The 26713-nt window shown below is 45.8% G+C and carries 23 protein-coding genes; 17 read left to right on the top strand and 6 right to left on the bottom strand.

From position 1 onward, the window contains the following. Window positions 1-858: 858 nt before the first annotated feature. From proB to ORJ01_RS02970, 8 genes are all read left to right on the top strand, one after another. A complete protein-coding gene (proB, locus tag ORJ01_RS03005) occupies window positions 859-1980 on the top strand; it encodes a glutamate 5-kinase (protein WP_306176923.1) in 1122 nt (373 codons plus the stop codon). After that, a complete protein-coding gene (locus ORJ01_RS03000; protein WP_306176922.1) occupies window positions 1977-3230 on the top strand; it encodes a glutamate-5-semialdehyde dehydrogenase in 1254 nt (417 codons plus the stop codon). Before proB ends, ORJ01_RS03000 begins: the two co-directional genes overlap by 4 nt. A 217-nt stretch (window positions 3231-3447) precedes the next feature. Continuing rightward, a complete protein-coding gene (gene tig / locus ORJ01_RS02995; RefSeq protein ID WP_306176921.1) occupies window positions 3448-4758 on the top strand; it encodes a trigger factor in 1311 nt (436 codons plus the stop codon). Window positions 4759-4881: 123 nt separating this feature from the next. Beyond that, a complete protein-coding gene (gene clpP / locus ORJ01_RS02990; RefSeq protein ID WP_226749960.1) occupies window positions 4882-5499 on the top strand; it encodes an ATP-dependent Clp endopeptidase proteolytic subunit ClpP in 618 nt (205 codons plus the stop codon). A gap of 51 nt (window positions 5500-5550) precedes the next feature. Beyond that, complete coding sequence (clpX, locus tag ORJ01_RS02985; RefSeq protein ID WP_226749791.1) at window positions 5551-6831, top strand: ATP-dependent protease ATP-binding subunit ClpX; 1281 nt, start codon at window positions 5551-5553, stop codon at window positions 6829-6831. Between the two features lie 111 nt (window positions 6832-6942). Next, the gene (lon, locus tag ORJ01_RS02980; protein ID WP_226749792.1) at window positions 6943-9339 is read left to right on the top strand and encodes an endopeptidase La; all 2397 of its coding nucleotides are present in this window, start codon (window positions 6943-6945) and stop codon (window positions 9337-9339) included. A gap of 210 nt (window positions 9340-9549) precedes the next feature. After that, entirely contained in the window at window positions 9550-9822 is a 273-nt protein-coding gene (hupB, locus tag ORJ01_RS02975) for a nucleoid-associated protein HU-beta (protein ID WP_226749793.1), read from the top strand. Window positions 9823-9963: 141 nt separating this feature from the next. Next, a complete protein-coding gene (locus ORJ01_RS02970) occupies window positions 9964-11871 on the top strand; it encodes a SurA N-terminal domain-containing protein (protein ID WP_306176920.1) in 1908 nt (635 codons plus the stop codon). A 105-nt stretch (window positions 11872-11976) separates the two neighbouring features. Here ORJ01_RS02970 and ORJ01_RS02965 read toward each other — a convergent pair whose 3' ends face one another. From ORJ01_RS02965 to pspF, 6 genes are read right to left on the bottom strand one after another with little or no spacing between them, the layout of a single operon-like run. After that, entirely contained in the window at window positions 11977-12738 is a 762-nt protein-coding gene (locus tag ORJ01_RS02965; RefSeq protein ID WP_226749795.1) for an ATP-binding cassette domain-containing protein, read from the bottom strand. Further along, a complete protein-coding gene (locus ORJ01_RS02960) occupies window positions 12735-13730 on the bottom strand; it encodes an oligopeptide/dipeptide ABC transporter ATP-binding protein (protein WP_306176919.1) in 996 nt (331 codons plus the stop codon). The genes ORJ01_RS02965 and ORJ01_RS02960 overlap by 4 nt, the downstream gene beginning before the upstream one ends. Next, window positions 13730-14623: an ABC transporter permease subunit gene (locus ORJ01_RS02955; protein WP_226749797.1), complete on the bottom strand. Its 894-nt coding sequence runs from the start codon at window positions 14621-14623 to the stop codon at window positions 13730-13732. Before ORJ01_RS02955 ends, ORJ01_RS02960 begins: the two co-directional genes overlap by 1 nt. Before the next feature lies 1 nt (window position 14624). Then, complete coding sequence (locus ORJ01_RS02950) at window positions 14625-15641, bottom strand: ABC transporter permease subunit (RefSeq protein WP_306176918.1); 1017 nt, start codon at window positions 15639-15641, stop codon at window positions 14625-14627. Then, window positions 15638-17248, bottom strand: coding sequence for an ABC transporter substrate-binding protein (locus tag ORJ01_RS02945; RefSeq protein WP_306176917.1), 1611 nt, complete (start codon window positions 17246-17248; stop codon window positions 15638-15640). Before ORJ01_RS02945 ends, ORJ01_RS02950 begins: the two co-directional genes overlap by 4 nt. After that, window positions 17245-18330, bottom strand: a complete 1086-nt coding sequence (gene pspF, locus ORJ01_RS02940; protein WP_306176916.1) for a phage shock protein operon transcriptional activator — start codon at window positions 18328-18330, stop codon at window positions 17245-17247. The genes ORJ01_RS02945 and pspF overlap by 4 nt, the downstream gene beginning before the upstream one ends. A 188-nt stretch (window positions 18331-18518) precedes the next feature. Between pspF and pspA the strand changes: the two genes are divergently transcribed. The 9 genes from pspA to tyrR all read left to right on the top strand — a co-directional run bounded on the left by pspA (window position 18519) and on the right by tyrR (window position 26648). Then, entirely contained in the window at window positions 18519-19190 is a 672-nt protein-coding gene (pspA, locus tag ORJ01_RS02935) for a phage shock protein PspA (protein WP_226749801.1), read from the top strand. A gap of 30 nt (window positions 19191-19220) precedes the next feature. Continuing rightward, the gene (pspB, locus tag ORJ01_RS02930) at window positions 19221-19457 is read left to right on the top strand and encodes an envelope stress response membrane protein PspB (protein ID WP_226749802.1); all 237 of its coding nucleotides are present in this window, start codon (window positions 19221-19223) and stop codon (window positions 19455-19457) included. Then, window positions 19450-19863: an envelope stress response membrane protein PspC gene (gene pspC / locus ORJ01_RS02925; protein WP_226749803.1), complete on the top strand. Its 414-nt coding sequence runs from the start codon at window positions 19450-19452 to the stop codon at window positions 19861-19863. Before pspB ends, pspC begins: the two co-directional genes overlap by 8 nt. A gap of 25 nt (window positions 19864-19888) precedes the next feature. Next, the gene (locus ORJ01_RS02920) at window positions 19889-21274 is read left to right on the top strand and encodes a YcjX family protein (RefSeq protein ID WP_306176915.1); all 1386 of its coding nucleotides are present in this window, start codon (window positions 19889-19891) and stop codon (window positions 21272-21274) included. Continuing rightward, complete coding sequence (locus ORJ01_RS02915) at window positions 21271-22278, top strand: TIGR01620 family protein (RefSeq protein WP_306176914.1); 1008 nt, start codon at window positions 21271-21273, stop codon at window positions 22276-22278. Before ORJ01_RS02920 ends, ORJ01_RS02915 begins: the two co-directional genes overlap by 4 nt. A 116-nt stretch (window positions 22279-22394) precedes the next feature. Next, complete coding sequence (gene megL, locus ORJ01_RS02910; RefSeq protein ID WP_306176913.1) at window positions 22395-23621, top strand: methionine gamma-lyase; 1227 nt, start codon at window positions 22395-22397, stop codon at window positions 23619-23621. A gap of 179 nt (window positions 23622-23800) precedes the next feature. Beyond that, window positions 23801-24601: a phenylalanine 4-monooxygenase gene (gene phhA / locus ORJ01_RS02905; protein ID WP_236128587.1), complete on the top strand. Its 801-nt coding sequence runs from the start codon at window positions 23801-23803 to the stop codon at window positions 24599-24601. Between the two features lie 9 nt (window positions 24602-24610). Then, entirely contained in the window at window positions 24611-24949 is a 339-nt protein-coding gene (locus ORJ01_RS02900; RefSeq protein ID WP_306176912.1) for a 4a-hydroxytetrahydrobiopterin dehydratase, read from the top strand. A gap of 136 nt (window positions 24950-25085) precedes the next feature. Further along, window positions 25086-26648, top strand: coding sequence for a transcriptional regulator TyrR (tyrR, locus tag ORJ01_RS02895; protein WP_306176911.1), 1563 nt, complete (start codon window positions 25086-25088; stop codon window positions 26646-26648). The last annotated feature ends 65 nt before the right edge of the window (window positions 26649-26713 follow it).

The raw sequence follows: 26713 nt of genomic DNA, 5'->3' as shown, positions 1-26713 counted from the left end.
CATAATTTCTGATGCACAGTTTTGAGTTCATTCATGCAGTCGCAAGTTAAAATCTTGCATCACCGACCATTCTCCCTGAGTCTTAAATTTCCTATATAAAAATCTCATATCATCATAATTTCTGATGCACAGTTTTGAGTTCATTCATGCAGTCGCAAGTTAAAATCTTGCATCACCGACCATTCTCCCTAAGTCTTAAAATTCACGTATCATAATCTCTTATTACAATAATCTTTGATGCACAGTTTTGTGTTCATTCATGCAGTCGCAGGTTCAGCTCCGGTTCCATCGACCATTTTTATTTGTTACGCAACTTCCTTAAAAAAATTCTCTCTTTATGTCTCCAACCGGTCAGATTTTGACCATGCAAATGCGAGTTAAACACATGTCGTATCCGCAAAACTTCTTTATATAAAACAAATGCTTTAATTAATATGCCAACACCTCGCGCATCTCATTTAACGAGGGTTGTGTTCATGCTTGCAATGGTAATTGACATTTGCTGGACAGTTTTACTGCTCTCACTGAGCCCTAGTGAACAGGTGGCCATTTGGATTAGTGACAGGGCGTTATAACCACTATTCATCAGAATAATAGTAGTTTTTTATTTTTGTGATAATGGGGGGCGTTTTTGCAGAAAAAGTGAGCCGCGTGGATCTGTAATTTTGTTACAGTTATCAGGGGCTTCCTTTACATATTCTAGGTTTGAAAATACCGATGTTTTTTTCTAAATTAATGATAATTATCACTTATTTTTACTCCGTTAACTGTGGTTTTAAGTGTTGTACGCGTGGTGTTGGGTGGTAGGGCTAGGCTGTTTTTGTTAAACTATGCACCGATTTACATAACGGAGGAATTATGCTTAACCCATCCTGGCGTAGGGTTGTACTGAAAGTCGGCAGTGCCCTAATCGCGCCGGACAATGAAGGATGCAGCGAAAAGTATTTGCGTCCTATTGCCGAATTTATCCGCGAATGTCGCGCACTCGGTCGTGAAGTGATTTTAGTCTCTTCAGGCAGTGTAGCGGCTGGTCGACACCATTTTAATTTCCAGCATTATCGTGTGCCCATGGCTTTAAAACGCGCCATGGCTGCAGTAGGTCAAAATGAGATGATGAATTTCTGGAGCCGTTGTTTCGATTTTCCTTGTGCTCAGGTATTACTGACGCACGGTGATTTAAGCGATCGGGTACGCCACGTTAACGTGCAAAATACTATGCGCCGACTGCTCGATCATGGTGTATTGCCTATCGTTAACGAAAACGACACTATTGCCACCGAAGAATTAAAAGTAGGCGATAATGATAATTTAGCGGCAATGGTTGCAACGGTAACGCAGGCTGATGCCTTGATTATCTGTTCAGATGTCGATGGTTTGTATACTGCAGATCCAAACAAAGATCCGAAAGCGACCTTAATCCCTACTGTCAAAAAAATTGATCAACGCATTTATGACTTAGCCGGTGGTGCCACTTCATCAGTGGGTACGGGAGGGATGCGTACTAAAATTGAAGCAGCAGAAAAAGCCACCACACAGGGTGTTGATACCGTGATTTTAGACGGGCATCAGGCTGACAGTTTTCAGTGTCTTTTAGCGGGCAAGAATCCGGGCACCATATTTTATGCTCAAAAAAATCCGTTACCGGCTAAAAAACATTGGGTTAGACATACCTTACGTGCCAAAGGCGAAATTTGGGTTGATAGCGGTTGTATCGATGCGCTACGTGATAACGGTGCTTCTTTACTCAGCAGTGGTATTGTTGAAGTAAAAGGCGAGTTTGAATCAGGTGATGCGGTGATCGTTCGTTGCTCTAACGGCAAGCGCTCTATTGCTAAAGGCGTAACACGCTTTAGTGCGAGTGAACTGTTTTCGATTAAAGGACAAAAAACCCAGCATATTGCCGATTATTTAGGTTATTGTCCCAACGGTAGTAACGCCGTGATCCATCGCAGTGAAATGATGTTACTGGAGAAAATATGAGTAATGATGTTGCAGCTAAGCTTGCTGCAGAAGCCGCAGTGGCGGCAAAAGCGGTAGCGGTATTAAGCACCGAGCAAAAAAATATCGTATTGCAGTCGTTTGCCGATAAGATTCGTCAAGCCACGCCAACTATTTTAGCCGAAAACCGTGCCGAAGTAGCAGAGGCGACGGCCAATGGCACGGCCGCGGCCATGGTTGATCGTTTAACGTTAACGGCTGAGCGCATTGAAGCGATGGCCAGTGCCATTGAGCAAATTATCCAGCTGCCCGATCCGGTGGGGTTAACCCGCCAAATTGAGCAACGGCCTAACGGCATCAATATTGCCAAGCGTCGCATTCCGCTTGGCGTAATTTGCATGATCTATGAAGCGCGCCCAAATGTCACGGCTGATGCCGGTGCTTTGTGTTTCAAATCGGGTAATGCCGTGATTTTACGTTGTGGTCGGGAAGCGATTAAAACGAGCTTAGCAATTGCCGCTGCTATGCGTCAGGCATTAGCTGAGTATAATCTGCCTGATGCGGTGATTAGTATTGTGCCCGATCCTGATCGTAATTTATTACTAGCACTGTTAAAGCAGGATGATTACATCGATTTAGTGATCCCACGGGGTGGCGAAGGCTTAATTCGTTTTGTAACTGAGCATAGCCGTATCCCGGTGATCCAGCACTTTAAAGGTGTTTGCCATTTATTTGTGGATGCCAGCGCAAAACCCGAGATGGCCCTTAACTTATTAATTAACGGTAAAGTGCAACGTCCTGGTGTGTGTAACGCCTTAGAAGGCCTACTCGTACATCAATCGATTGCTGATAGTTTTTTACCTAAAGTTGCCGCGGCCTTAGCCGAAAATCACGTTAAGGTGCATGCTTGTGCACAAAGCTTACCGTATTTTAGTGGTGCCTCAGTTATTGCGGAAGATGAATTTGGCCAAGAATACCTTGCGCCGGAAATTGCCGTGCGGGTGGTTGCAGATTTTGACGGTGCCATTGCCCATATTGATCGTTTTGGCAGCCAACATACCGAAGTGATTTGTACAGAAGATCAAGCTAATGCTGACCGTTTTATTGCTACCGTCGATACTGCGGTGGTCATGCATAACGCCTCCTCACGTTTTTCAGATGGTGGCGAGTTAGGTTTAGGTGCAGAAATCGGTATTTCTACCAGTAAGTTACATGCTTATGGGCCAATGGGGCTTGAAGCATTAACCACCGAAAAGTATGTGGTTACCGGCGTTGGGCAAACCCGCGTTTAAAAGAACACGACGAAGTTATTACAGGCTTTATCTTTGATAAAAGCCTGTTTTTTTGTCTTGAAAAAGCATCGTATCTAAAGGCTCGACTAGCGGGTTATAGCTCGCTATAATGCCGCGTTAATTTTATAACAGGTCAGGTTCATCTTGAGTTTGTCGACACCCGGCCATCACAGTAAGGCGTATCAGAGCCGCCTGACATTGAATTTGAGGTAAAGAGATGCAAGTTTCTGTTGAAACCACCCAAGGTTTAGAGCGCCGTTTAAATATCGTCGTGCCAGCTGCCAGTATTGATTCAGAAGTGAAGAGCCGTTTACGCGAATTAGCTAAACGTCAGCGTATCGATGGTTTCCGTCCGGGCAAAGCCCCCGTTTCTATTATTCAGAAACGTTTCGGTTCTGCTGTGCTGCAAGAAGTCGCTTCTGAGCAAATGCAACGTTCATTCTACGAAGCTATTGTAGAAAACAAATTAACGCCAGCCGGTGCGCCACAGTTTGCACCTAGCGCCTTAGAAAGCGGCAAAGATTTAGCATTTACGGCTATTTTTGAAGTGTATCCAGAAATCACGGTAGCGGCTTTAGATAAAGTAGAAGTCACTAAGCCTACTGTTGAAATCACCGAGGCGGATTTGTCTAACATGTTAGACACTTTACGCAAGCAACACGCGAAATGGGAAGACAAAGCAGACGCTGCGGCTACTGGCGATCGCGTCACCATGGATTTCGTGGGTTCAATTGACGGCGAAGAATTCGAAGGCGGTAAAGCGACTGATTTCGTTTTAGAATTAGGCCAAGGCCGCATGATCCCAGGCTTTGAAGAAGGCGTTATTGGTAAAGCCGCTGGTGAAGAAACCACGTTAGAAGTGACTTTCCCAGCAGATTACCACGCTGAAAACCTGAAAGGTAAAGCCGCAAGCTTTGCTGTTACCGTGAAGAAAGTTGAAGGCCAGGTGTTACCTGAGCTGAATGATGAATTCGCCACTTTATTCGGTTTAGCCGATGCGTCTGTTGATGCATTAAAAGCTGAAGTAAAGAAAAACATGGAACGCGAACTGAAGCAATCCATCAAAGGCAAAGTAAAAGATCAAGTGATCAAAGGCCTGCTAGCAAACAACGAAGTTGAAGTGCCTAAGTCTCTGATCGCCAGCGAAGTTGATGTATTGCGTCAACAAGCATTACAGCGTTTTGGTCAAAACATGGATCCAAAACAGTTGCCAGAATTACCGGCGTCATTGTTTGAAGAACAAGCAAAAGACCGCGTAAAAGTAGGCCTGTTATTAGGTGAAATTATCAAGACTAATCAACTGAAAGTGGATGAAGCTAAAGTTCAAGAGCTGATCGACAACGTGGCCTCGGCCTATGAAGATCCAGCAGAAGTGGTACAGTACTACACCACTAACAAAGAGCTGATGCAAAGCATGCGTAATGTTGCGTTAGAAGAGCAAGCAATCGAAGTTGTCTTAGCTGCGGCTAAGGTGACTGAGCAAGCTGCCGCTTTTGACGAGATTATGAACCCAAAGTCCGCTAACTAAGATTGACTTCTTAGCGTGTGGCGGTTTTAATGGCTCGAACACGTGTTCGGGCCATTTTATTTTTAGGCACCGTCTTTTCGCCAGTATTACCCAGCTACAGCAGAGGGATCCCAGATTATGCCAATGTCTCGTGACATGAATGACATCGTAAATGCCTTAGTACCTATCGTTATCGAGCAAACGGCTAAAGGCGAACGTTCTTTTGATATTTATTCCCGCTTGCTGAAAGAACGGGTTATATTCTTAACTGGTCAGGTCGAAGACCATATGGCTAACCTGATTGTGGCACAGCTATTGTTTCTCGAATCAGAAAACCCAGAAAAAGACATTTATATTTATATTAATTCACCTGGTGGTTCAGTCACAGCCGGTTTATCGATTTACGATACCATGCGTTATATTAAACCCGATATCGCAACCGTTTGTGTTGGCCAAGCCGCCAGTATGGGCGCGTTCTTGTTATCCGGTGGTACCAAGGGTAAACGTTATTGCTTACCTAATGCCCGCGTGATGATTCACCAACCATTAGGGGGCTTCCAAGGCCAAGCGACAGATTTTGAGATCCATGCCAAGGAAATCCTGTATATTAAAGAGAAACTCAATCGCTTGATGGCTGAGCACAGTGGTAAGAGTTATGAGCAAGTATGTAAGGATACTGAACGCGACAACTTCTTAAGTGCGCAGCAAGCCTTGGAATATGGCTTAGTCGACTCCATATTGACCAATAGAGAAGCTAAATAATTGGATTATGCGGGCAGTATGTGCCCGCTGATTGGAAAAAGAGGTAGTTACATGTCTGATCACCGCACTGACGGCGACAAGAGCGGCAAATTACTGTATTGCTCTTTTTGTGGCAAATCACAGCATGAAGTGCGTAAGTTGATCGCAGGGCCACAAGTCTATATTTGTGATGAATGCGTTGACCTATGCAACGATATCATTCGCGAAGAAATCAAAGATATTTCACCTAAACGCGACGGTGAAAAATTACCGACGCCTCGTGAAATTCGGCAACACTTAGACGATTACGTTATCGGTCAAGAACATGCGAAAAAAGTGTTAGCGGTAGCGGTATACAACCATTACAAACGCTTACGTAGCTCGCAGCACAAACAAGACGTTGAATTGGGTAAAAGCAATATCTTGTTAATCGGTCCAACCGGTTGTGGTAAAACATTACTGGCTGAAACGTTAGCGCGTTTACTCGATGTACCGTTTACTATGGCTGATGCCACCACCTTAACCGAAGCCGGTTATGTCGGTGAAGATGTCGAAAATATCATTCAAAAACTACTGCAAAAATGTGATTACGACGTTGAGAAAGCCCAGCGCGGTATCGTGTATATTGATGAGATTGACAAAATATCGCGTAAGTCTGATAACCCCTCTATCACCCGTGACGTATCAGGTGAAGGGGTGCAGCAAGCCTTACTGAAACTGATTGAAGGTACTGTTGCTTCTGTGCCTCCACAAGGCGGGCGTAAACATCCACAACAAGAATTCTTACAGGTAGATACCTCTAAGATCTTATTTATCTGTGGTGGTGCTTTTGCCGGTTTAGATAAAGTAATTGAACAGCGTAGCGCCAAAGGTGCGGGTATTGGTTTCGGTGCTGAAGTAAAAAGCAAAGAAAGCAGTCGTAGCTTGAGCGAATCCTTCCGTGATGTTGAACCTGAAGATTTGGTGAAATATGGCCTGATCCCAGAGTTTATCGGGCGTTTACCCGTTGTTGCAACATTAACGGAATTGGATCTTGACGCTTTAGTGCAAATTTTAAGTCAACCGAAAAATGCACTAAGCAAGCAATTTGCGGCATTATTCGAAATGGAAAACGTTGAATTAGAGTTCCGTGACGATGCCTTAAAAGCTATTGCTCAAAAAGCGATGGAACGCAAAACCGGTGCGCGTGGTTTACGTTCTATAGTGGAAGGTGTTCTGCTTGATACCATGTATGAGTTGCCCTCTATGCAAGATGTGGCAAAAGTGGTCATTGATGAAACAGTGATCCGAGGTGAGAGTCAGCCCATACTAATCTATGAGAACAACGAACCGGCGGTTGCTGAATCACACTAAATAAAAAAGGAGCTGCAAAGCTCCTTTTTTATCAGATGAATTGAAGTTTGTAGATCCGTCCCCATATACTATTTATTGTCGCCTGCAGTAATTTAATTCGAGAGTAAATCAATGACCACAGAACATTCAGAACGTTTGCACATGCCGGTACTGGCGTTGCGGGACGTTGTTGTTTATCCGCACATGGTAATCCCACTTTTTGTCGGCCGGGCGAAATCCATTAAATGTTTAGATGCTGCTATGGAAAACGATAAGCAGATTTTCTTGGTGGCACAAAAAGACGCCGCTTTGGACGATCCAGCTGAAAGTGATTTGTATCGCATCGGTACCATTGCCACTATTTTACAATTGCTAAAATTGCCTGATGGCACTGTAAAGGTGTTAGTTGAAGGCGGCAAACGTGCGCAATTAGCTGAATTTACTGAAACAACAGAAAGCTTCGCCGCTTTTATTGATCCTGTAGTAACACAAGACATCGATAGCCGCGAGCAAGAAGTGTTTTTACGCTCGGCCATTAATCAGTTTGAAGGTTATATCAAACTGAATAAAAAGATCCCGCCAGAAGTGCTGACCGCCTTAAGCGGTATTGATGATGCGGCCCGTTTGGCTGACACCATGGCGGCGCATATGCCACTAAAAGTGGATGATAAGCAAAAAGTCTTAGAGCTGACCAATGTTACAGAGCGCATCGAGTATTTGATGGCGATGATGGAAAGTGAAATCGACATTTTGCAAGTTGAACGGCGTATTCGTAGCCGGGTAAAAAAGCAAATGGAGAAAAGCCAGCGCGAGTATTACCTGAACGAGCAAATGAAAGCGATCCAACGCGAATTGGGTGAGCTAGAAGATGCGCCGGATGAATTTGAAGCGTTAGCGAAAAAAATTACTGAAGCGAAAATGCCCGCTGAAGCCGAAACCAAAGCCAAAGCCGAACTGCAAAAGCTGAAGATGATGTCACCGATGTCAGCCGAAGCGACGGTGGTGCGCAGCTATATTGAATGGTTAACGCAGGTGCCGTGGCAAGCGCGGTCTAAAGTGAAGAAAAACTTAGCGATTGCTGAGCAAATTCTCAATGCTGACCATTATGGTTTAGATAAGGTTAAAGAGCGCATCATTGAGTATTTGGCGGTGCAACAGCGCGTGAATAAACTCAAAGGCCCGATCTTATGTCTGGTTGGCCCGCCGGGTGTGGGTAAAACCTCGTTGGGGCAATCCGTGGCAAAAGCTACTGGTCGTAAGTACGTTCGTATGGCACTTGGCGGCGTGCGTGATGAAGCCGAGATCCGGGGACACCGAAGAACCTATATCGGCTCAATGCCAGGCAAAATCATTCAGAAAATGGCAAAAGTGGGTGTCCGTAACCCATTATTCCTATTGGATGAAATTGACAAGATGGCTTCGGATTTCCGGGGCGATCCCGCTGCGGCGTTACTAGAGGTATTAGATCCTGAACAAAATGCTGCTTTTAGTGATCACTACCTAGAAGTGGATTATGACTTGTCAGATGTCATGTTCTTTGCAACCTCGAATAGCTTAAACATTCCAGCCGCGTTATTAGATCGGATGGAAGTGATTCGCTTATCGGGTTATACCGAAGACGAAAAACTAAACATTGCTCGTCAGCATTTAATCACTAAACAAATTAGCCGCAATGGTTTAAAACCCACTGAAGTGGTGATTGAGGATAGTGCAGTCATTGGCATAATTCGTTATTACACCCGTGAGGCGGGCGTGCGTAGTTTAGAGCGCGAATTATCAAAGTTATGTCGCAAAGCGGTAAAACAAATTCTTTTAAACAAAGATTTGAAAACCGTGGTGATTAACGATGCTAATTTGGAAGAGTTTCTTGGTGTGCATCGCTTTGATTACGGTAAAGCAGAAGACAGCAACCGTATTGGTCAAGTTACTGGTTTAGCTTGGACTGAAGTCGGTGGCGATTTATTAACGATTGAAGCGGCAGCTGTGGTCGGTAAAGGTAAATTAACCTACACCGGTTCACTTGGTGACGTGATGAAAGAATCTATTCAAGCGGCAATGACGGTGGTACGTAGCCGTGCAGAAGCGCTGCGGATAAACGAAGACTTTTATGAGAAACGCGACATTCACGTTCACGTGCCCGAAGGAGCGACGCCTAAAGATGGCCCCAGTGCCGGTATTGCCATGGTCACGGCGCTAGTGTCGGGTTTAACCGGTAATCCGGTGCGGGCAGATGTCGCGATGACGGGCGAGATCACCTTGCGCGGTGAAGTATTACCCATTGGTGGCTTGAAAGAGAAACTGTTGGCTGCGCACCGTGGTGGTATTAAACGGGTATTAATTCCGCATGATAACATTCGTGATCTAAAAGAAATCCCAGAAAATGTTAAAGGTGCCTTAGAAATTAAGCCGGTGAAATGGATTGAAGAAGTGCTAGAACTGGCCTTACAAGAGCCAATTGCTCGTGTTACGCCGGTTAATTCACCAAAAACAGCTGCAAAAAGCAAAAAAACCGAAAAAAATCCGGTTTAGGGGCTTTTTATTATCGTAGGCTGTGCTAAGTTATGGTCAGTTTCGGCCAAGCCCTTGTGTAGCAAGGGCTGCGGTCAAAGCCAAAATTATTAGTTTTCTCGTTTCTGCTGCTTGCAAGCAAAGTCGTTGCTTGTTATAACAAGCGGGCAACTTTTAAAAACTAATAGCTTGACGTTGTAGAAAATAATAACAATTGAAGGGGATGATATTGTGAACAAGTCTCAACTTATCGACAAAATTGCTGCGAATGCAGACATTTCTAAGGCCGCAGCAGGTCGTGCTTTAGACGCGTTCATCGACGCGGTTACCGAAGCTCTTAAGGAAGGTGATTCTGTAGCTTTAGTTGGTTTTGGCACTTACACTGTACGCGAGCGTGCTGCCCGTACTGGCCGTAACCCACAAACTGGTGCTACTATTCAAATCGCTTCTGCGAAGATTCCTTCATTTAAGCCAGGTAAAGCGTTAAAAGACGCAGTAAACTAACAGTATTCTGCCCGGCGCGCCGGGGAGGGTCCTTAAGCCCGCAGACAATGCCAAGGCTTCTATAAAAAAGGCGCATCTGTTAAGATGCGCTTTTTTTTTAGCACAAACTTTTGTGTCACCGATAACAGAGAAAGAGCAAAGATGTTAGAACGAATCAGAGAAGGCTCGCAAGGATTGACCGCCAAAATCATTTTGGGCTTGGTTATCCTGACATTCGCCCTTGCCGGCGTTGGTAATTACCTAAGTACGCCAAGTGATGCAGTTGTTGCCGTGGTTAATGGTGATGACATTAGTCAGGTGCAGTATGAGCAAGCATTACAAAATGAACGTGCTCGTATGCAACAGCAGTTTGGTGAAATGTACGATATGTTAGCTGCCGATCCAGCGTATATGGCTAACTTTCGTAATGAAGTGTTAGAACGTCTAATTGATGAAACTTTACAAAAGCAATTTGCTCGTAAGTTGGGTTTACGGGTAGGTGATGAACAAGTACGTGAAACCGTTACTGGCCTACCAGAATTCCAAGTTGATGGCGTGTTTAATCAAGACCGTTTTATTGCGTTATTACGCCAAGCCGGTTATCAACCTGCTGACTTCCGCGAAATGGTTCGGGAAGGTTTAGCCACGACCCAACTAATGCAAGGTTTAGTGGGCAGTGAGTTTGGTTTACCTGCCGAAATTAATTTATTGCTGTCGTTACAACAGCAAACACGTGACATTCGATATTTCACGGTGACTGCTGAACGTTTTGCAGAGCAAGTTAGTATCAGTGACGATATGCTGCAAGAGTACTATCAGCAAAATATCAGCCGTTTTATGACACCTGAGCAAATCTCTGCTGAGTATGTAGAATTGTCAGCGGCCAAGTTAGCGGAAGACATCGAAGTGACTGAGCAGCAAGTGGCTGATTACTATCAAGCTAACGCTGCACGCTATGGCACCGAAGAAAAGCGTGAATTTGCCCACATTATGCTGGAAAGCGAAAGTGAAGATGCTGCTATTGCTGCGCAAGCTACTGCCTTATTAGCGGAATTACAACAAGGTGCAGATTTTGCTGAGTTAGCAAAAGCCCGCTCTGCCGATACCTTTTCTGCCGAAAATGGCGGTAATTTAGGTGAGTTGGTGGCCGGTCAAATGGACCCTGTGTTCGAAGAAGCCGCTTTTGCGCTAACAGAACTAGGCCAATTATCTGGCGTAGTGAAAAGTGAATATGGTTATCATATTATCAAGTTAGCCACGCTTGAGCCGGCAGTGACTAAACCTTTAGCTGAGGTTGCTGCAGAAATTGCGACAACGTTAAAAGCGGAGCAAGCCACGGCCTTATTTTATGATCTGCAACAGCGTTTAGCACAAGTCTCGTTTGAACAGCCCGACAACTTAGAAGAAGCCGCTGATGTGATTGGCTTACAAGTTAAAAGTACTGGCTTATTTGAACGCGCTAATGCGGCAGAGCCCTTATCACAACCGGCTATTTTGAATCGGTTATTTGATTTGAACTTCATTGCCGAAGGCTTAAACAGCGATGTGATAGAAATTGCTCGGGAGCATGTTGTGGTGATGCGTGTTAAGGAGCATGTACCTGCACGTACCTTAGGTTTAAATGAAGTGCGCGCTGAAGTACAAAACGCAGTACAACAAGCTGAAATGGCCAAACAAGCTGCTGCCTATGCTGCAGAGCTCGTCGCCGCAGGTGGCGATTTAGCCGTGATGGCCAGTAAAGCAGAAGCGAGCATCGTTGCTAGTGCTGCCACGCCGCGTTTTGGTGGTAGTTTAGAAACAGAGATACGCAGTAAAGCGTTTGCTATGCCAAGACCTATTAACGATCAAGTCAGTATTGACTCGGTGCAGTTAAGTAACGGTGATGTGGTATTAGTGGCTGTCGATGCGGTTACCCCTGCCAATATTAGCAGTGTGCCAGATACCAGCCAGTTAGAAGCGATTGCACGTCAGCAAGCAGAGCTGCATTATCAAGCGCTGATTGCCACTTTAAAAGCTGACGCTAAGATCACGCGTCAATTGCGCTCGGCTGATTTGAGTGAGCAGCTGTAAGCGCACAGAAACGGCGTTAACGCCAAAACACTGAAAAGGGAGCCAATGGGCTCCCTTTTTTATTCATTTGAGCACAGGCTGTGCTGGCGGCGTTTTTCTTGGGTGTTAACCGCTACTTTTAATTAAACGCTTGGTATAGTCATGTACGGGGTTATTGAACACCGCGGTGGTATTACCTACATCGACCATTTGTCCTTCATGTAACACCAGCATCTCATCACTAATATGACGTACCAAACGTAAGTTATTGGTAATTAATAAATACGCCAAGCCATTTTTTTGCTGTAGCTCAAGCAGCAGGTTAACAATTTGGGCGCGTAAAGAAGGATCCAATGCGGTTAAGGCTTCATCTAAGATCAGCAACTTGGGATCGAGAATTAAGGCTCGTGCCAGCGCGACCCGTTGTAATTGCCCCCCGGAGAACATGTGCGGGTAGTACTCAGCATGTTCATCCAATAAACCCAAGGTGCGAAGGGTGCTACGGATTTTTACCCGGCGTTGCTCAGTATCTAAAATGGTACTAAGGCGCAGTACGTCTTCTAACATTTGCCCAACTTTTTGTAGCGGATTAAGTGAGTGACCAGCATCTTGAAAAATAAAACGGATAACGTGGTTATACTTTTTATAGTTAGTAATATCAACTTGCTGTCCTGACAGGCGAATAATGCCGCTATCGGGTTTTTCGATGCCCACTAACAACTTAGCCAAGGTGCTTTTACCTGAACCGGTTTCCCCGATAATTGCCAAGGTTTTACCGGTATCTAAGCTAAAGCTGACATCTTGTAAGGCAATAATTTTTTTACGGTTTAGCCCACGCTGTTTAAAATAGCATTTGCTAAGCTGTTCCACCTCGAGTAAGGCACTCATGATTCATCTCGCTTTTTCAGAGGGAAGTGGCAACTGTAATAATGATTTTGTAGTCGTTCTAGCACCGGTGTTTTCACACACTCTTTGCGAGCATTTGGGCAACGAGGCCCTAAGCGACAACCAATTGGTACATGTTGTAAGGTTGGAATACTGCCCGGTAATGCATACAGAGGTGTTTTATGGGCTAGGTTACTCTGAAATTCAGGTACGCTTTTAATCAGGGCATTAGTGTAGGGATGAAACGGGTGCTTCAGAATTTGGCTAGTTTCGCCGCTTTCTACTAATTGTCCACAATACAGCACACTAATATGTTGTGTGTAACGCGCGACACTCTCCAGTTCGTGGCTGATTAACAATACCGCCATGCCTTTTAATTGGTTAAAACTGGCCAGTAAACGAAACAGCTGCGCTTGGGTCGTACTTTCTAAGGCGGTGGTAGGCTCATCGGCAATAAGTAGTTTGGGGTTTTTCGCGATGGCCATGGCAATCATTACTTTTTGACAAATCCCCTCTGATAACTGATAGGGATAGCTTTGCATAATGCTTTTATGATCGCGGATCCCCACTTTGTGCAGCAAGGCGATGGCTCTTTTGCGCCGCAAAAAAGGTTTTTGCCACCAGCTACCGGTCAGCAGGTGGCTGGGGATGGCTTCTTCAAGTTGCTCACCAATTTCGGCGGTAGGATCCAAACTGCGGCTGGGCTCTTGATAAATCATGGCGATATCTCTACCGATAATTTTCCGCCGTTGTTCAGCCGTCACCCGCAGCATATCTTGGCCCATCCAGTTAAAGCGATCGGCGGTAACTTGCCAGCGACGATTAAGTACACCAACAATTGCTTTGGCTATCAGGCTTTTGCCTGAGCCAGATTCACCCACTAAGCCTCGTGTTTCGCCTTCGCGTAAACTGAGGCTCACCCGATCGACGGCGCGGATCAGCCCTTCAGGAGTTTCTAGTTCGATAGTCAGGTTTTTAATATCCAGCAGCAACATTAGCTTTCCCGCCGTTTTTGAATAGCCACTTTTAAACCATCACCTAATAAATTAACGGATAATACTGCCGCGAAAATGAGTAAGCCGGGCACTGCCACGCTGGCTGGCGCCACGTAGATCAGATCCATAGAATCACTGATCATCGCCCCCCATTCCGCGGTAGGGGCTTGTGCCCCCAAGCCTAAAAAGCCCAGCGCTGCGATATCTAAGATCGCCGTGGATAAGGCCATGCTGCTCATGACCGTAATTTTTTCCCAGATATTTGGGATCACAACACGGGTTAACACCTGCCAGTTATTCGCACCATCTAAGCGGTAGGCGGTAACATAATCACGCTTTAACTGATCGGCAATGGCATTACGAATGCCATGCACAAATTGTGGTAAGAGCGCCAAAATAATGGCCCAAGCGGTGTTAGCTAAACCAGGGCCTAAAATCGCCACGATGATAATCGCCAGCAATAATGAGGGAATCGTCAAAATCAAATCGAGTAAGTGATTAAAGACGCTGGATTTAACACCACGGCTCATGCCGGCTAATGCGCCCAATGCCAAACCGGCCATTAAGCTGGCTAATACTGTTACTAAAGCTAAACCAAAGGTGTAGGTGGTGCCTTTGAGCATTCTCGAAAGCAGATCGCGTCCTAAGTCGTCGGTACCAAACGGGTATTGCACTAAGCCTTCTGGTGCCCAAGACGGCGGCAGTAGCAATAAATTATCGGCTTGAAAATACGGATCATGCGGGGTGATAAAGGGCGCAATAACACTGAAAAGTAAAAAACTGGCAAAGAGAGTTAACCCCACCAAAGCGCTGTGTTGCCGAGAGAACTCACGCCACAACTGTGCCAGTGGTGAGCGATTGTTTTCTTCTATGTAGAGACGAAATTTAGCCATGTTAAGACTTCCTGGCCAGTGGGTTAAACAGCGTATGCAGAATTTCAGTCAGCATATTAACAGTAATTACCAACGTGGAAATAATCATTAAACCCGATTGGATCGCGGGAAAGTTGCGCTGATAAATACTGTCTATTAACCAACGGCCGATCCCTGGCCACGAGAATATGACTTCAGTTAACATCGCTAGCGTGATGAGCGCGCTAAACTGCAAACCGATTTGCCGAATCACTGGTAACAACGCATTACGCAAGCCATGTCGATATAATACTTGTAGCCGGTTTAAGCCTTTGGCTTTGGCCGTTTTTATATAGTTTTGATCCCACACTTCAAGCATCGCATCGCGTACAAAGCGGATCATCACGGTAGTGGGGTAGGTAGCGAGGACGAAGGTGGGTAAGATTAAGTGTGTTAGCGCATCGTTGAAGGCTGCTTGTTGATAGCTAACATCAGCATACATAATATCGAGCATAATAAAGCCGGTAACGCTGGGGATTTCGTATAACACACCGATCCGACCGCCAGAGGGAAACCAGCCGAGCCCAATACAAAAAAACATAATGAGTAACAAAGCCCACCAGAAAATCGGCAAGGAATAACCAATCAATGCCAGCCCAGAGATGGTCTTGCCAAATACCCCTTGCGGTTTAATGGCGGCTAAAATACCAAAGGGCACACCCAGCACAAAGGAAAGCAGTAGGGCGTAGGCCGTTAATTCTAAGGTGGCGGGCAGTACTTGCCATATTTCTTGTAACAGCGGTTGCTGACTGGCAAAGGATAAGCCCCAATTACCCGCGATAATGCGTTCAAGAAAAGCCAAATACTGTGCCAAGTAAGATTGGTCGAGCCGATACTCACTGATCAGTAAATCGCGCTGTGTACTGTCGATATAACGCAGACCACTGAAGTTTTGTAACGGATCTCCAGGAAATAAATAACCGAGCGCAAAAGCAAAGATACTTAGACCTAACAAGACGGTGCCAAGCAAAAACAAGCGACGTAATAAAAAAACAATCATGGTAGCACCCGCCTAGCGGCAAACAGCGCTATGCCACCGTAAGGGTTAATGATAACACCTTCAACATTAGCATTAATGGCCTGAAAACGCTGCGAGTGCGCAATCGCCACTAAGGGCATTTCTGCATGTAAATGGCGTTGTGCTGCAAGATAATAAGCGCGGCGCGCTTCTTGGTTGTCAGTACTGAGCGCTTGACTCAGCAATAAATCAAAGGTCGGATCACACCACAATGCGCGATTACTTCCGCTATCGGCTGCGGCACAGCTTAGTAGCGGGCTAAAGAAATTATCAGGATCTGGGTTATCAGCGGCCCAGCCAATTAACACCGAATCATGCTCACCTTCGGATAATTTACGCCGAAAGGTGTTCCACTCATAACTCACTATATTGGCGGTTACGCCAATATTAGCCAGATCGGCTTGGATCAGTTCCGCCATTTTTAACGCATTGGGATTATACAAACGCTGCACCGGCATCGCCCAGATATCCATGCTAAAGCCTGCAGCTAAACCGCTTTCTGCCAACAACTCGCGTGCGCGTTGTGGATTGTATTCTGCGTCGGGGAGCTTTTGCTCAAAGGCCCACGAGGTTGGCGGTAAGATCCCCTTGGCCGCAGTGGCTTGATTAAAATATACCGCCTGTAAAATCGCGCTTTGATTAATCGCTATTGCCAACGCTTGGCGCACTTTAACTTGGTCAAATGGCGCTTTGGTGGTGTTAAAAGCCCAAAAACCCACGTTCATGCTGGTGCTTTCTTGCACTTTAACATCGGGACGTTCGCTAATCAGCGTAAGCTCCGCCAGACGCGGAAAGGCCACGATATCACATTCATGCGTCAGCAATTTTGCCATGCGTTTGGCATTATTGGGCACAATATCAAATACCAATTGTTCCATCGCCGATTGGCCACGCCAATAGTCAGTATTGCGATATAGACGTACCAGCACATCTTTTTGATATTCACGAAAGCGAAATGGTCCCGTACCAATCGGTCGACTATCTAACAAAGCCTGCTGCCCATGGGTTAAAAGGTTTGCGGCATACTCGGCAGATAAAATCGCAGCAAAGTCCGTTGCTAGGTTAGATAAAAACGAGCTGTCAGGACGAGTCAGCTCAAAGCGCACCTGATTAGGAGCTATAGCGCTAACCTGCTGTACTAAATCGGCCCAGTTAACGCTTTGAAAGTACGGATAGTTGCCGCCACCTAAAAAGTGATAAGGATGGCTGGGCTCCATTATTCGCTCAAAAGTAAAGACAACATCATCCGCGTTGAAGGGCCTACTTGGGTTAAAAAAACGGGTTTGATGAAATTTAACATCTTGGCGTAAGGTGAAGTCATAGATCAGGCCATCGGCCGAGCGTTGCCAAGACACCGCTAAGCCAGGCAGCAAGTTACCGGTCTCAGGATCGATATCCAGTAAACGATCATAAAGTTGCTGGCTGATGATATCGATAGTCGTGCCTGAGGTCACCCGCTGAGGATTAAAGTGTTCAGGGGGGCCTTCTGCGCAATAAACTAAGCCCGAGCGCACTGTTTCGGGTACTTCTTGCTGGCACCCGACGAGCCAAACAACACTGACCAGCACCACGATTAATCGATTTTTCATGCTTGTTGGCTATCCAGCAGCTGATATTTTTTCATATAACCTCTTAACTGATGATAAGTCAGTCCTAGCATCTCTGCTGTTTTTTTCTGATTATACTGGCTTGCCGCTAGCGCTTGCTTGATTAAATTGATTTCAAAATCTTGCGACAGGATTTTAAAATCTAAAGGTTGGCTGAAGTCATGTTCGGTGGCAGAAGGCGGCGCAGGCGAAAAAGGCGTGGGGTTAGCAAGCTCAGTTGTTTTATCAACAACGGCTGGCGCTTTCGCGATATGGCGGGTCTTGGTCCGTTTTTGTGGGCGAAACGCCGATTCAAAAGGATCAAGTTGGATCTCATGTACCGGCACATAAGCATTATTATTGCGATATACCGCGCGCTCAACCACGTTTTTTAATTCGCGGACATTACCCGGCCAGTCATAATCGAGCAGGGTGCGTTTTGCACGCTCAGTAAAACCACTAAATAGCTCTAGGCCTAACTCGCGTACCATATTCATAGCAAAATGCTCGGCCAGTTGCATAATATCTTCACGGCGTTCACGCATCGGTGGCAAGGTGATCACATCAAAAGCGAGGCGGTCAAGTAAGTCGGCACGAAACTCGCCTAGCTCCGCCATTGACGGTAAATCTTCGTTGGTTGCGCAAATCAGGCGCACATCCACTCGGATCGGTCGACTGCCGCCAACACGTTCAAACTCACCGTATTCAATGACCCGCAGCAGTTTTTCTTGTACCATCGCGGGGGTATTCGCCAGTTCATCTAGAAATAAGGTACCACCACTGGCCCGTTCAAAGCGGCCTTCATGGCGTTTACTGGCACCGGTAAAAGCGCCGGCTTCATGGCCAAATAGCTCACTTTCAAGCAGGTTTTCGTTCAGTGCGGCGCAGTTAAGCGTTTGATATTGTTGATCCCAACGTTTAGATAGAAAATGTAGGCGAGCGGCAATCAGTTCTTTACCTGTACCGCGTTCACCAATGATTAAAACCGGTTTATCCAGCGGAGCCAATTGAGACACCTGGTCAAGCACGTTTAAAAAGCTGTTGGCTTGGCCGATGAGATTATCTTGCCGAAACTTTTGATTCATGGTGAGCTATTAGTTGGTTAAATTAACTAATTTATAGTGTATTTCATAACCGGTGGTAGGAACAGTTTTATTTTTATTTTAAATAAACTTGTTTATATTCATTAATTTAAAATTTATTTCCAAGTTGGCAAGGAATCTGAATAAGGTTAAGGGGTAAACACTATTTACTTAACGCAGAGGATTACATTATGGGCATTTTTTCCCGCTTTTCCGATATCGTCAACTCGAATATCAACGCACTACTGGATAAAGCTGAAGATCCAGAAAAAATGGTGCGGTTAATCATCCAAGAAATGGAAGACACCTTAGTCGAAGTGCGTTCTTCATCGGCTAAAACGATCGCTGAGAAAAAAGAATTACAGCGTGTGGTTAATCGCTTGCATGAAGAAGTGAACGATTGGCAAGCTAAAGCCGAATTAGCTTTATCAAAAGATCGCGATGATTTAGCGCGCGCCGCTTTGATTGAACGGCAAAAAGCCCAAACGCAAGCGGATGCGGTAAGCCGTGATATCGCTAATCTGGATGAACATATCAGTAAGTTGCAGGATGAAGTCTCGCAACTGCAAGAAAAACTGGCGGATGCCAAAGCACGCCAAAAAAGTATGCTGATGCGCCAGCAAACGGTGGCGAATCGTTTAGAAGTGAAGAAAACCCTAGATAGCACTAAGTTAAATGATGCGATGTATCGCTTTGAACGCTATGAGCAAAAAATTGATAACTTAGAAGCGCAGGTTGAAGCCTACGACTTAGGCAAAAAGACCTTAAAAGACGAGTTCGCTGAACTGGCGGCGCAAGATAAGATTGATCACGAATTGGCTGCTTTAAAAGCCAAGATACAGCAAGGTTCTAAAGACGCCTGATGACAGGCGTCGTTTCAAAAGGGTTAAACCATGGATTTACATGAATTAATTTTTGTGCCACTGATACTGTTTATGCTTTTTGTGGCACCGCTGTGGGTAATTATGCATTATCGCAGTAAAAATAAAATTAAGCAGGGGCTCTCGGCCAGTGAGTTAGAGCAATTAAATGAACTGGCGCACCGCGCTGAAAAAATGTCGGAGCGTATTAAAACACTAGAAGCGATTTTAGATGCAGAAAGTCCACGTTGGAGGACGCAACATGATTAAGAAAAGAGCTGAATTACTGCGCGATGATGAAAATGGCAAGATCGCGGGTGTGTGTGCCGGTATCGCTGATTACTTCGGCTGGGAAATTTGGCTGGTGCGCATTATTACCATTTCTGCCGCTTTTCTTGGCGCAGGTGGTTTAGTATTTGTACTCTATATTGCAGCTTGGGTGGTGCTTGAAAAAAAGTCACTGGCTCAACCGCCAACAGCCGGGGCAGGCAGTTCCATTTATAATGGGAAATCGGTTGAGCTTAAAACTCGAGTTTGGCAACGTGGTGAGTCGCCAAAACAGGCGTTACAGCATTTAAACCACCAGTTTAATAGCATGGAGTTGACGTTGCGTGATATGGAGCGGCATGTGACCTCAAGCCACTTTCAGTTAAATCGAGAGTTTAATAACCTCTGATGTCTTTACAGACTAAGCGAGTATTATGAGTTGGTTAGAAAGCATTCAGTATCAAAGTCAACAATGGGGCCAACGCGCACTGGATCGGCATTTGCGCCTTGGTGTGACGGGGCTCAGTGGTGCTGGAAAAACCGCATTTATTACTTCCTTAGTACATCAATTGACGCTGGGTGATCAGCCAGAACATTTGCCGTTTTTTGCTGTGGTTCAACAAGGGCGCTATTTAGGGGGGCGGCTAGCCAACAACCAACCGTTGGCTTTTCCGCGGTTTCCTTATGAACAAAACGTGCAGTATTTACAGCAACAGCCAGCAACATGGCCACCGTCTACGGCTGGTTGGAGCCAATTAAACCTCACCTTACGTTACAAATCAGCCGCGGGCTGGCGCTCGAAGATCCAACAGCGCAGTGAGTTACAGCTGGAGCTTGTCGATTACCCTGGTGAATGGTTACTTGACCTTCCAATGTTGCAGCAAGATTATCAGCAGTGGTCAAGGTTTTGTTGGACGCTGTTTGAGCAGCCACATCGTCAAGCTGAAGCACAGGTTTTTGCGGACTTGCTAGCCAATACCGATTTAAACGATGTCAGCGCATTGCAACTGCAACGTTTAACCGATGCTTATTTAAATTTATTACACACTTTTCGCGAGAATGCGGCGACGTTTTTGCATCAACCCGGTCGTTTATTAGTGCCTGGCGAATTAGCCGGCGCGCCAATGTTAAAACTCTTTCCGCTGTTACCGGCGCAATTAAAGCAGGATAGCCCGTTGTTGCAACAACTCAGCGAGCATTATCACAGCTATTGTGATTACGTGATTAAACCCTTTTATCGACAGCATTTTTCCCGCTTAGATCGTCAAGTCGTGTTAGTGGATTGCTTATCCGCACTGAATGCTGGCTTTGCCGCTATGCAAGAATTACAGCAGGCCTTAGGTTTAATTATGCAAAGCTTTCGCTATGGCCCCGCCAGTATTCTGGGCCGCTTATTTAAACCCCAGATTAATAAAGTGCTGTTTGCCGCGAGTAAGGCCGATCATGTCACACCCGAGCAACATAAAGCCCTGACGTTATTATTGCAGCAGCTTTTACAACAGCCGATTAAACATAGCCATTATGCGTCAGCAAAAAGTGAGGCCATGGCCTTAGCGGCGATTCGTGCTAGTAGCGCCGGATTTGTGCAACACGCTGGGCAAAAAAGCCCTTGTATCAGTGGTGTTGAGTTAGATAGCGGAAATAAGGTCACGCTGTTTCCAGGTGAGGTACCCGCTAAACTGCCGCATACGGCCTTATTTAACCGGCATCCTTTTCAATTTCCGGCGCTCGCGCCGTTGCAACACAGCGGACAACAACCAATGCCACATGTGCGGATGGATCACGCCTTGGAGTTTCTACTAGGAGACAAATTACAATGACGGATTTAAAGCCTGCGCAACGCTTTAGCGATGTAGCCGATGTGAATAGTCCTTTGTTACAACCGCGTGCACAGTTTAGCGAACACGCAATACAGCCAGAGCTACCAGAGCCCAGCGAGCTTGCCAGCGAGCCCGGTTCACGCCTCGTTAGCAAGTTAATCTATGTGGGTGTCGTGTTGGTACTAGTGTTGGCGATAGGGCAATGGTTAGCGTGGTGGCAACAAAGTTGGCAAGCCAGTATACCGATGGCAATACTCAGTAGCTTACTCAGTGTGGTGCTTGGTAGTGTCGTGTTGATCGTGGGTTTTAGAGAGTGGCAGTTATGGCGGCGTTTAAAGCAAAATCAGCGTTGGCAGCAACAAGCCGCAAGGATCAATGACAGCGTGCAGTTTGGAGAAGCACCAGCTTTATGCCAAGACATGTTAGCGGTTTTACCACCGAGTAGCTCGTTAACCGCAGCAACTGCGCGTTGGCAGCAAGCGCTGACGCCCGAGCACAGTGATCAAGAGCAGCTTAATTTATTTAATCAGTTGGTGCTAAGCGATGCCGATACCAAAGCGCGGCAGGTTATTTGGCGCGCCAGTACCGATAGCAGTTTGGCGGTGGCGATCAGTCCTTTTGCCTTGGCCGATATGTTATTGGTGTTATGGCGTAGCAGTCGTATGTTACGCGAATTAGCGCAGGTATATGGTGCGCCTATTGGTCAATTACGCAGTATGGCGATGTTAAAACGAACCTTTACCGCCTTATTGTGGGCGGGCGGCTCTGAGGTGGTGCTGGATATGGCGTCGGATGTGCTCAGTAGTGAGTTGACGGCGAAAATTTCAGCTCGCGCTGGACAAGGCGTGATTTCCGGTTTGTTGGTAGCCCGCATTGGCAGTTTAGCGCAGCAGCAATTACGCCCTTTACCCCTGCAAGTGAACCAAAAGGTCAGTGTGAGCGAATTAGCCAAAGTCTTAGTAGGGCGCTTTAAAGGCCAGACTGCAACTGACAATAAAAGCTGACAATCTTAACTGGTAAGATATGTTGTTGCTTCAGACAGCAAGCCGTCTGGCTTGCTTCCCTTTCTGCTGGCGCGAGTTAATGTTATTCACAAGTTAAGCCATCAGCAGACATCATTATGCATCAACCTAAAAATAAGCATTTAGAAACACTTTGTATTCACGCTGGCAAAGCTGTTGATCAGCATGGCGCGCTAAGTACGCCTTTGTATCAAACTTCAACCTTTGTATTTGATAATGCCGAGCAAGGTGCTGCGCGATTTGCAGGTGAGCAACCAGGTTATATTTACACCCGCTTAGGTAATCCCACCACCCGTGAATTAGAGTTAAAAGTGGCGGCCTTAGAAGGTATGGCTGATGCCGCGGCAACGGCAACGGGAATGGGCGCGGTGGCCGCTGCGACCATGGCATTTTTACAACAAGGTGATCACCTGATTGCTAGCCAAGCCATTTATGGTTGTAGCTTTGCACTGTTTAATCATCAATTTCGTCGCTATGGTATCGAGGTCAGTTTTGTTGATATGACCGATCATGCAGCAGTGCGAGCGGCGATCCAACCCAATACCAAGATGATGTTTTTAGAAACGCCGATTAACCCCAATTTAGTGGTGTTAGATCTGGCTTTTTTATGCGGGTTGTGTCGCGAGCACAATATGATGTCTGTCGTCGACAATACCTTTTTAACGCCGTTATTACAGCAACCTGCTCAATATGGCGCTGATATAGTCATTCACAGTGCGACCAAGTATCTCAATGGTCATGGTGATGTGGTAGCGGGGATTATTGTGTCGGATCAAGATAACATTCAACAAATCAAAATGACCACGTTAAAAGACATGGGGGCGACGATGAGCCCACATGATGCTTGGTTAATTATTCGTGGCTTAAAAACGTTATCGGTACGAATGCAGCGTCATTGTGAAAATGCCCAGCAAGTGGCTGAGTTTTTACAAGCGCATCCGGCGATCGCCGCTGTGTATTATCCGGGTCTGCCAGGACATCCAGGTTATCGCTTTATTGGTAATCAGATGAAAGCGGCCGGTGGTGTTATTGCTTTTGAATTAAAGGCCAGCTTGGAACAGAGCCGCCAAGTCATCAATCGATGTGAGCTGTTTAACATTGCGGTGAGTTTAGGTGATGCCGAATCATTAATTCAACATCCTGCGTCAATGACACACAGCCCATATACGGCAGAAGAGCGGGCCAAAGCAGGTATTAGTGATGGCCTGATCCGCGTTTCAATTGGCTTAGAGCATATCGATGATATTTTGGCCGACTTGCAACGTGCCCTGAATATTATCACTGTCGCGGTGCCACAACGCCAGAGCCACTCTCTGCCCGCTTGACGCTCACTGTAATGCCAGCTTTACGCTTGTGCATGACATTAATCGGGTGCACAGGATTAACTCCTGTCGCCCAATCATCTAGTATCTGCAGCTATTACGCTTGGCGCACCGCCCAACAATAATAATGCCGCCAAGCGATTCGGTTTAATACCGACCTTCATTAAGACAACAGGTAGTGTATGACTAAGACAAGTAAATACCAGTCACGGCAGTCGGATGATCAAGGCATTATCCACTGGAGTGCGGAAGAAAATCAGATTTGGCATGAATTAATCACTCGGCAACTCAGTGTGATCGAAGGTAAAGCTTGCGCTGAGTATATGGCTGGGTTAGAGAAATTACAGTTACCACAAGATCGCATTCCACAATTAGAGGAAGTGAGCCAAGTACTGCGCGAGTGTACCGGTTGGGAATGTGCCGAAGTACCGGCCCTGATCAGCTTTGATAAATTCTTCGAGTTGTTAGCGAACAAACGTTTTCCTGTGGCAACCTTTATTCGGAGCCGCGAGGAGTTTGATTATCTACAAGAGCCGGATATTTTTCATGAAATCTTCGGCCACTGCGCCATGCTTACCAATCCAGCCTTTGCTGAATTTACCCATACTTACGGCAAACTGGGTTTAGCAGCCAGTAAGCAAGACCGCGTTTACTTAGCTCGTCTTTATTGGTTTACCATCGAATTTGGTTTACTTAATACCGCCGATGGTCTTCGTATTTATGGCGGTGGGATTTTATCTTCACCGGGTGAAACGCAGTATGCACTGGGCTCAGATATACCCGAACGCAAAGTTTTTGATGCGGTGGATGTGCTAAGAACTCCTTATCGTATCGATATTATGCAACCCATCTACTTTATGATTAACAGCATTGATGATCTGTTCGACATCTCGCAGTTAGATATGATGCAGTTGGTTAACCAAGCTCGGGCACTCGGTTTACATGCCCCGAAATTTCCGCCAAAAGAAAAACAAGCCAGTTAGGAAGAGTTCATGACACAATTAACCACAATGAAATGTGAAGCTTGCCGCGCAGATGCCCCTAAAGTATCAGATGCGGAATTACCTGAATTAATGCGACAGTTGCCGGATTGGACGCCGATAGTGCGTAATGGCATCTTACAATTAGAGCGCGAATACAAGTTTAAAAACTTTAAGCAAGCTTGGGCCTTTCATAATAAAGTGGCCGAATTAGCTGAAGCCGAAGGTCATCATCCGGCGTTATTACTGGAATGGGGTAAATTAACGGTGACCTGGTGGTCGCACTCGATTAAAGGCCTGCATAAAAACGATTTTATTTGCGCCGCGAAAACCGACGCACTGCTGTCATGATGGCAGCTTGACGAAAAAACTGGCGCCGAGGGCGCCAGTTTTATTTTGTGCAGAATTCTTTACGAAAATAACTGGTCTGTCAGCCATTCTATACCGTATCATGCATCATCTGTTAAGCCAGAGGTGTAATAAGGCTATGCGTTTAGAAATTCTTTGTCAAAATCGGCTTGGGCTGGCGCAGGATGTGCTGAATATTCTGGTCAGTTACCAGCTTGATCTGCGCGGTATCGAGGTTGATCCTTCGTTAAACAAAATTTATGTATCTTTCCCTACTGTCGACTTTCAGCAATTCCAAGAGTTAATGGCAAAAATGCGCCGCATTAATGGCGTAGAAGACGTGAAAACGACGGCGTTTTTACCCTCTGAGCGTGAGCATAACGAATTAATGACATTATTACGTACTTTACCCGATGGTTTAATCGCCATTGATGCTAAAGCCAATGTAACGGTTATTAATGATGCGGCATTAGAAGCGCTGTCGGTTGCCCGCGAAGAGATTGCCGATCAATCGTTGCAAGGCATGGTCAAAGGTTTCAATTTTCTGCGCTGGTTAGAAGGTGATGACGTTTTGGCGCAAACCCGTCGTTTTGAAATTCATGGCAAACGCTTTATCGCCGACATTCTACCGGTACACGTGCCGGACGAAACGGGTAAAGATATCTTAGCGGGCGCGGTGATAAACCTGAAATCTGAAAGCCGCTTAGGTCAGCATATGATTGCCTTTAAAAAAGGCGATCAAGAAAGCTTTAATAGCATTCAAGCAACCAGTAATGCCATGCGCAAAGTGGTGCGTGAAGCACGACGGATGTCGCAACTCGATGCCCCTATTCTGATTATGGGTGAAACCGGCACCGGAAAAGAGTTACTGGCACGCGCTTGTCATGCCGCGGGCGGTCGTCACGGTAAACCGTTTTTAACCGTACCTTGCGCCTCAATGCCTGATAACGTCGCGGAGTCTGAATTATTTGGTTATGGCCCCAATGCTTTTGCCGGGTCGGCTGAAGGCAAAAAAGGCATTTTTGAACAAGCTAATGGTGGCACCGTTTTTCTTGATGAAGTTGGCGAGATGTCTCATCAACTACAAACGAAATTATTGCGCTTTTTACAAGATGGTAGCTTTCGTCGAGTGGGTGAGGAAAAAGAAGTTAAAGTGGATGTTAGAGTGTTGTGCACCACGCAAAAAGATTTGCCAGCGATGGTGCAAGAATCGAAGTTTCGCGAAGATTTGTTTTATCGGTTAAATGTATTGACGCTCAACCTACCGCCATTGCGGGAACGTCGTCAAGATGTGGTGCCGTTAGCAGAGTTTTTTATTGCGCGTTACGCTGCACGTTTAGGACGCAAAGCGCCGAAGTTAAGTGAAAGCTGTGGTCAATTTTTGCAGCAGTATCCTTGGCCAGGCAATGTTCGACAATTAGAAAATGCCTTATATCGTGCGGTTACCTTGTTAGATGGAAGCGAGTTAGATAAGCATCACTTACAGTTACCAAGCTATACCAATGACTTTGGTTACTTAGAGCAAGACTTTGATGGCACCTTAGATGAAGCCGTAAAACGCTTTGAAGCAAATCTTCTGCGCAAATTGTTTCCGGCCTATCCTAGCTCACGGCAATTGGCAAAAAAACTGGGGTTAAGCCATACTGCGGTGGCAAATAAATTACGTGATTATGGTATTAACCGTAAGAGTGTAAAAATATAAATACGATTTTGTATTTTTCGTTGTACATCGTTAAGGCCGTCAGCCAGTGCTGACGGCCTTTCTGT

The organism is Alishewanella sp. SMS8 (assembly GCF_030737935.1).
Classification (GTDB): Bacteria; Pseudomonadota; Gammaproteobacteria; order Enterobacterales; family Alteromonadaceae; genus Alishewanella; species Alishewanella maricola.
Note: the sequence above shows the minus strand (reverse complement) of the source record. Positions and strands in the feature narration are given on the sequence as shown.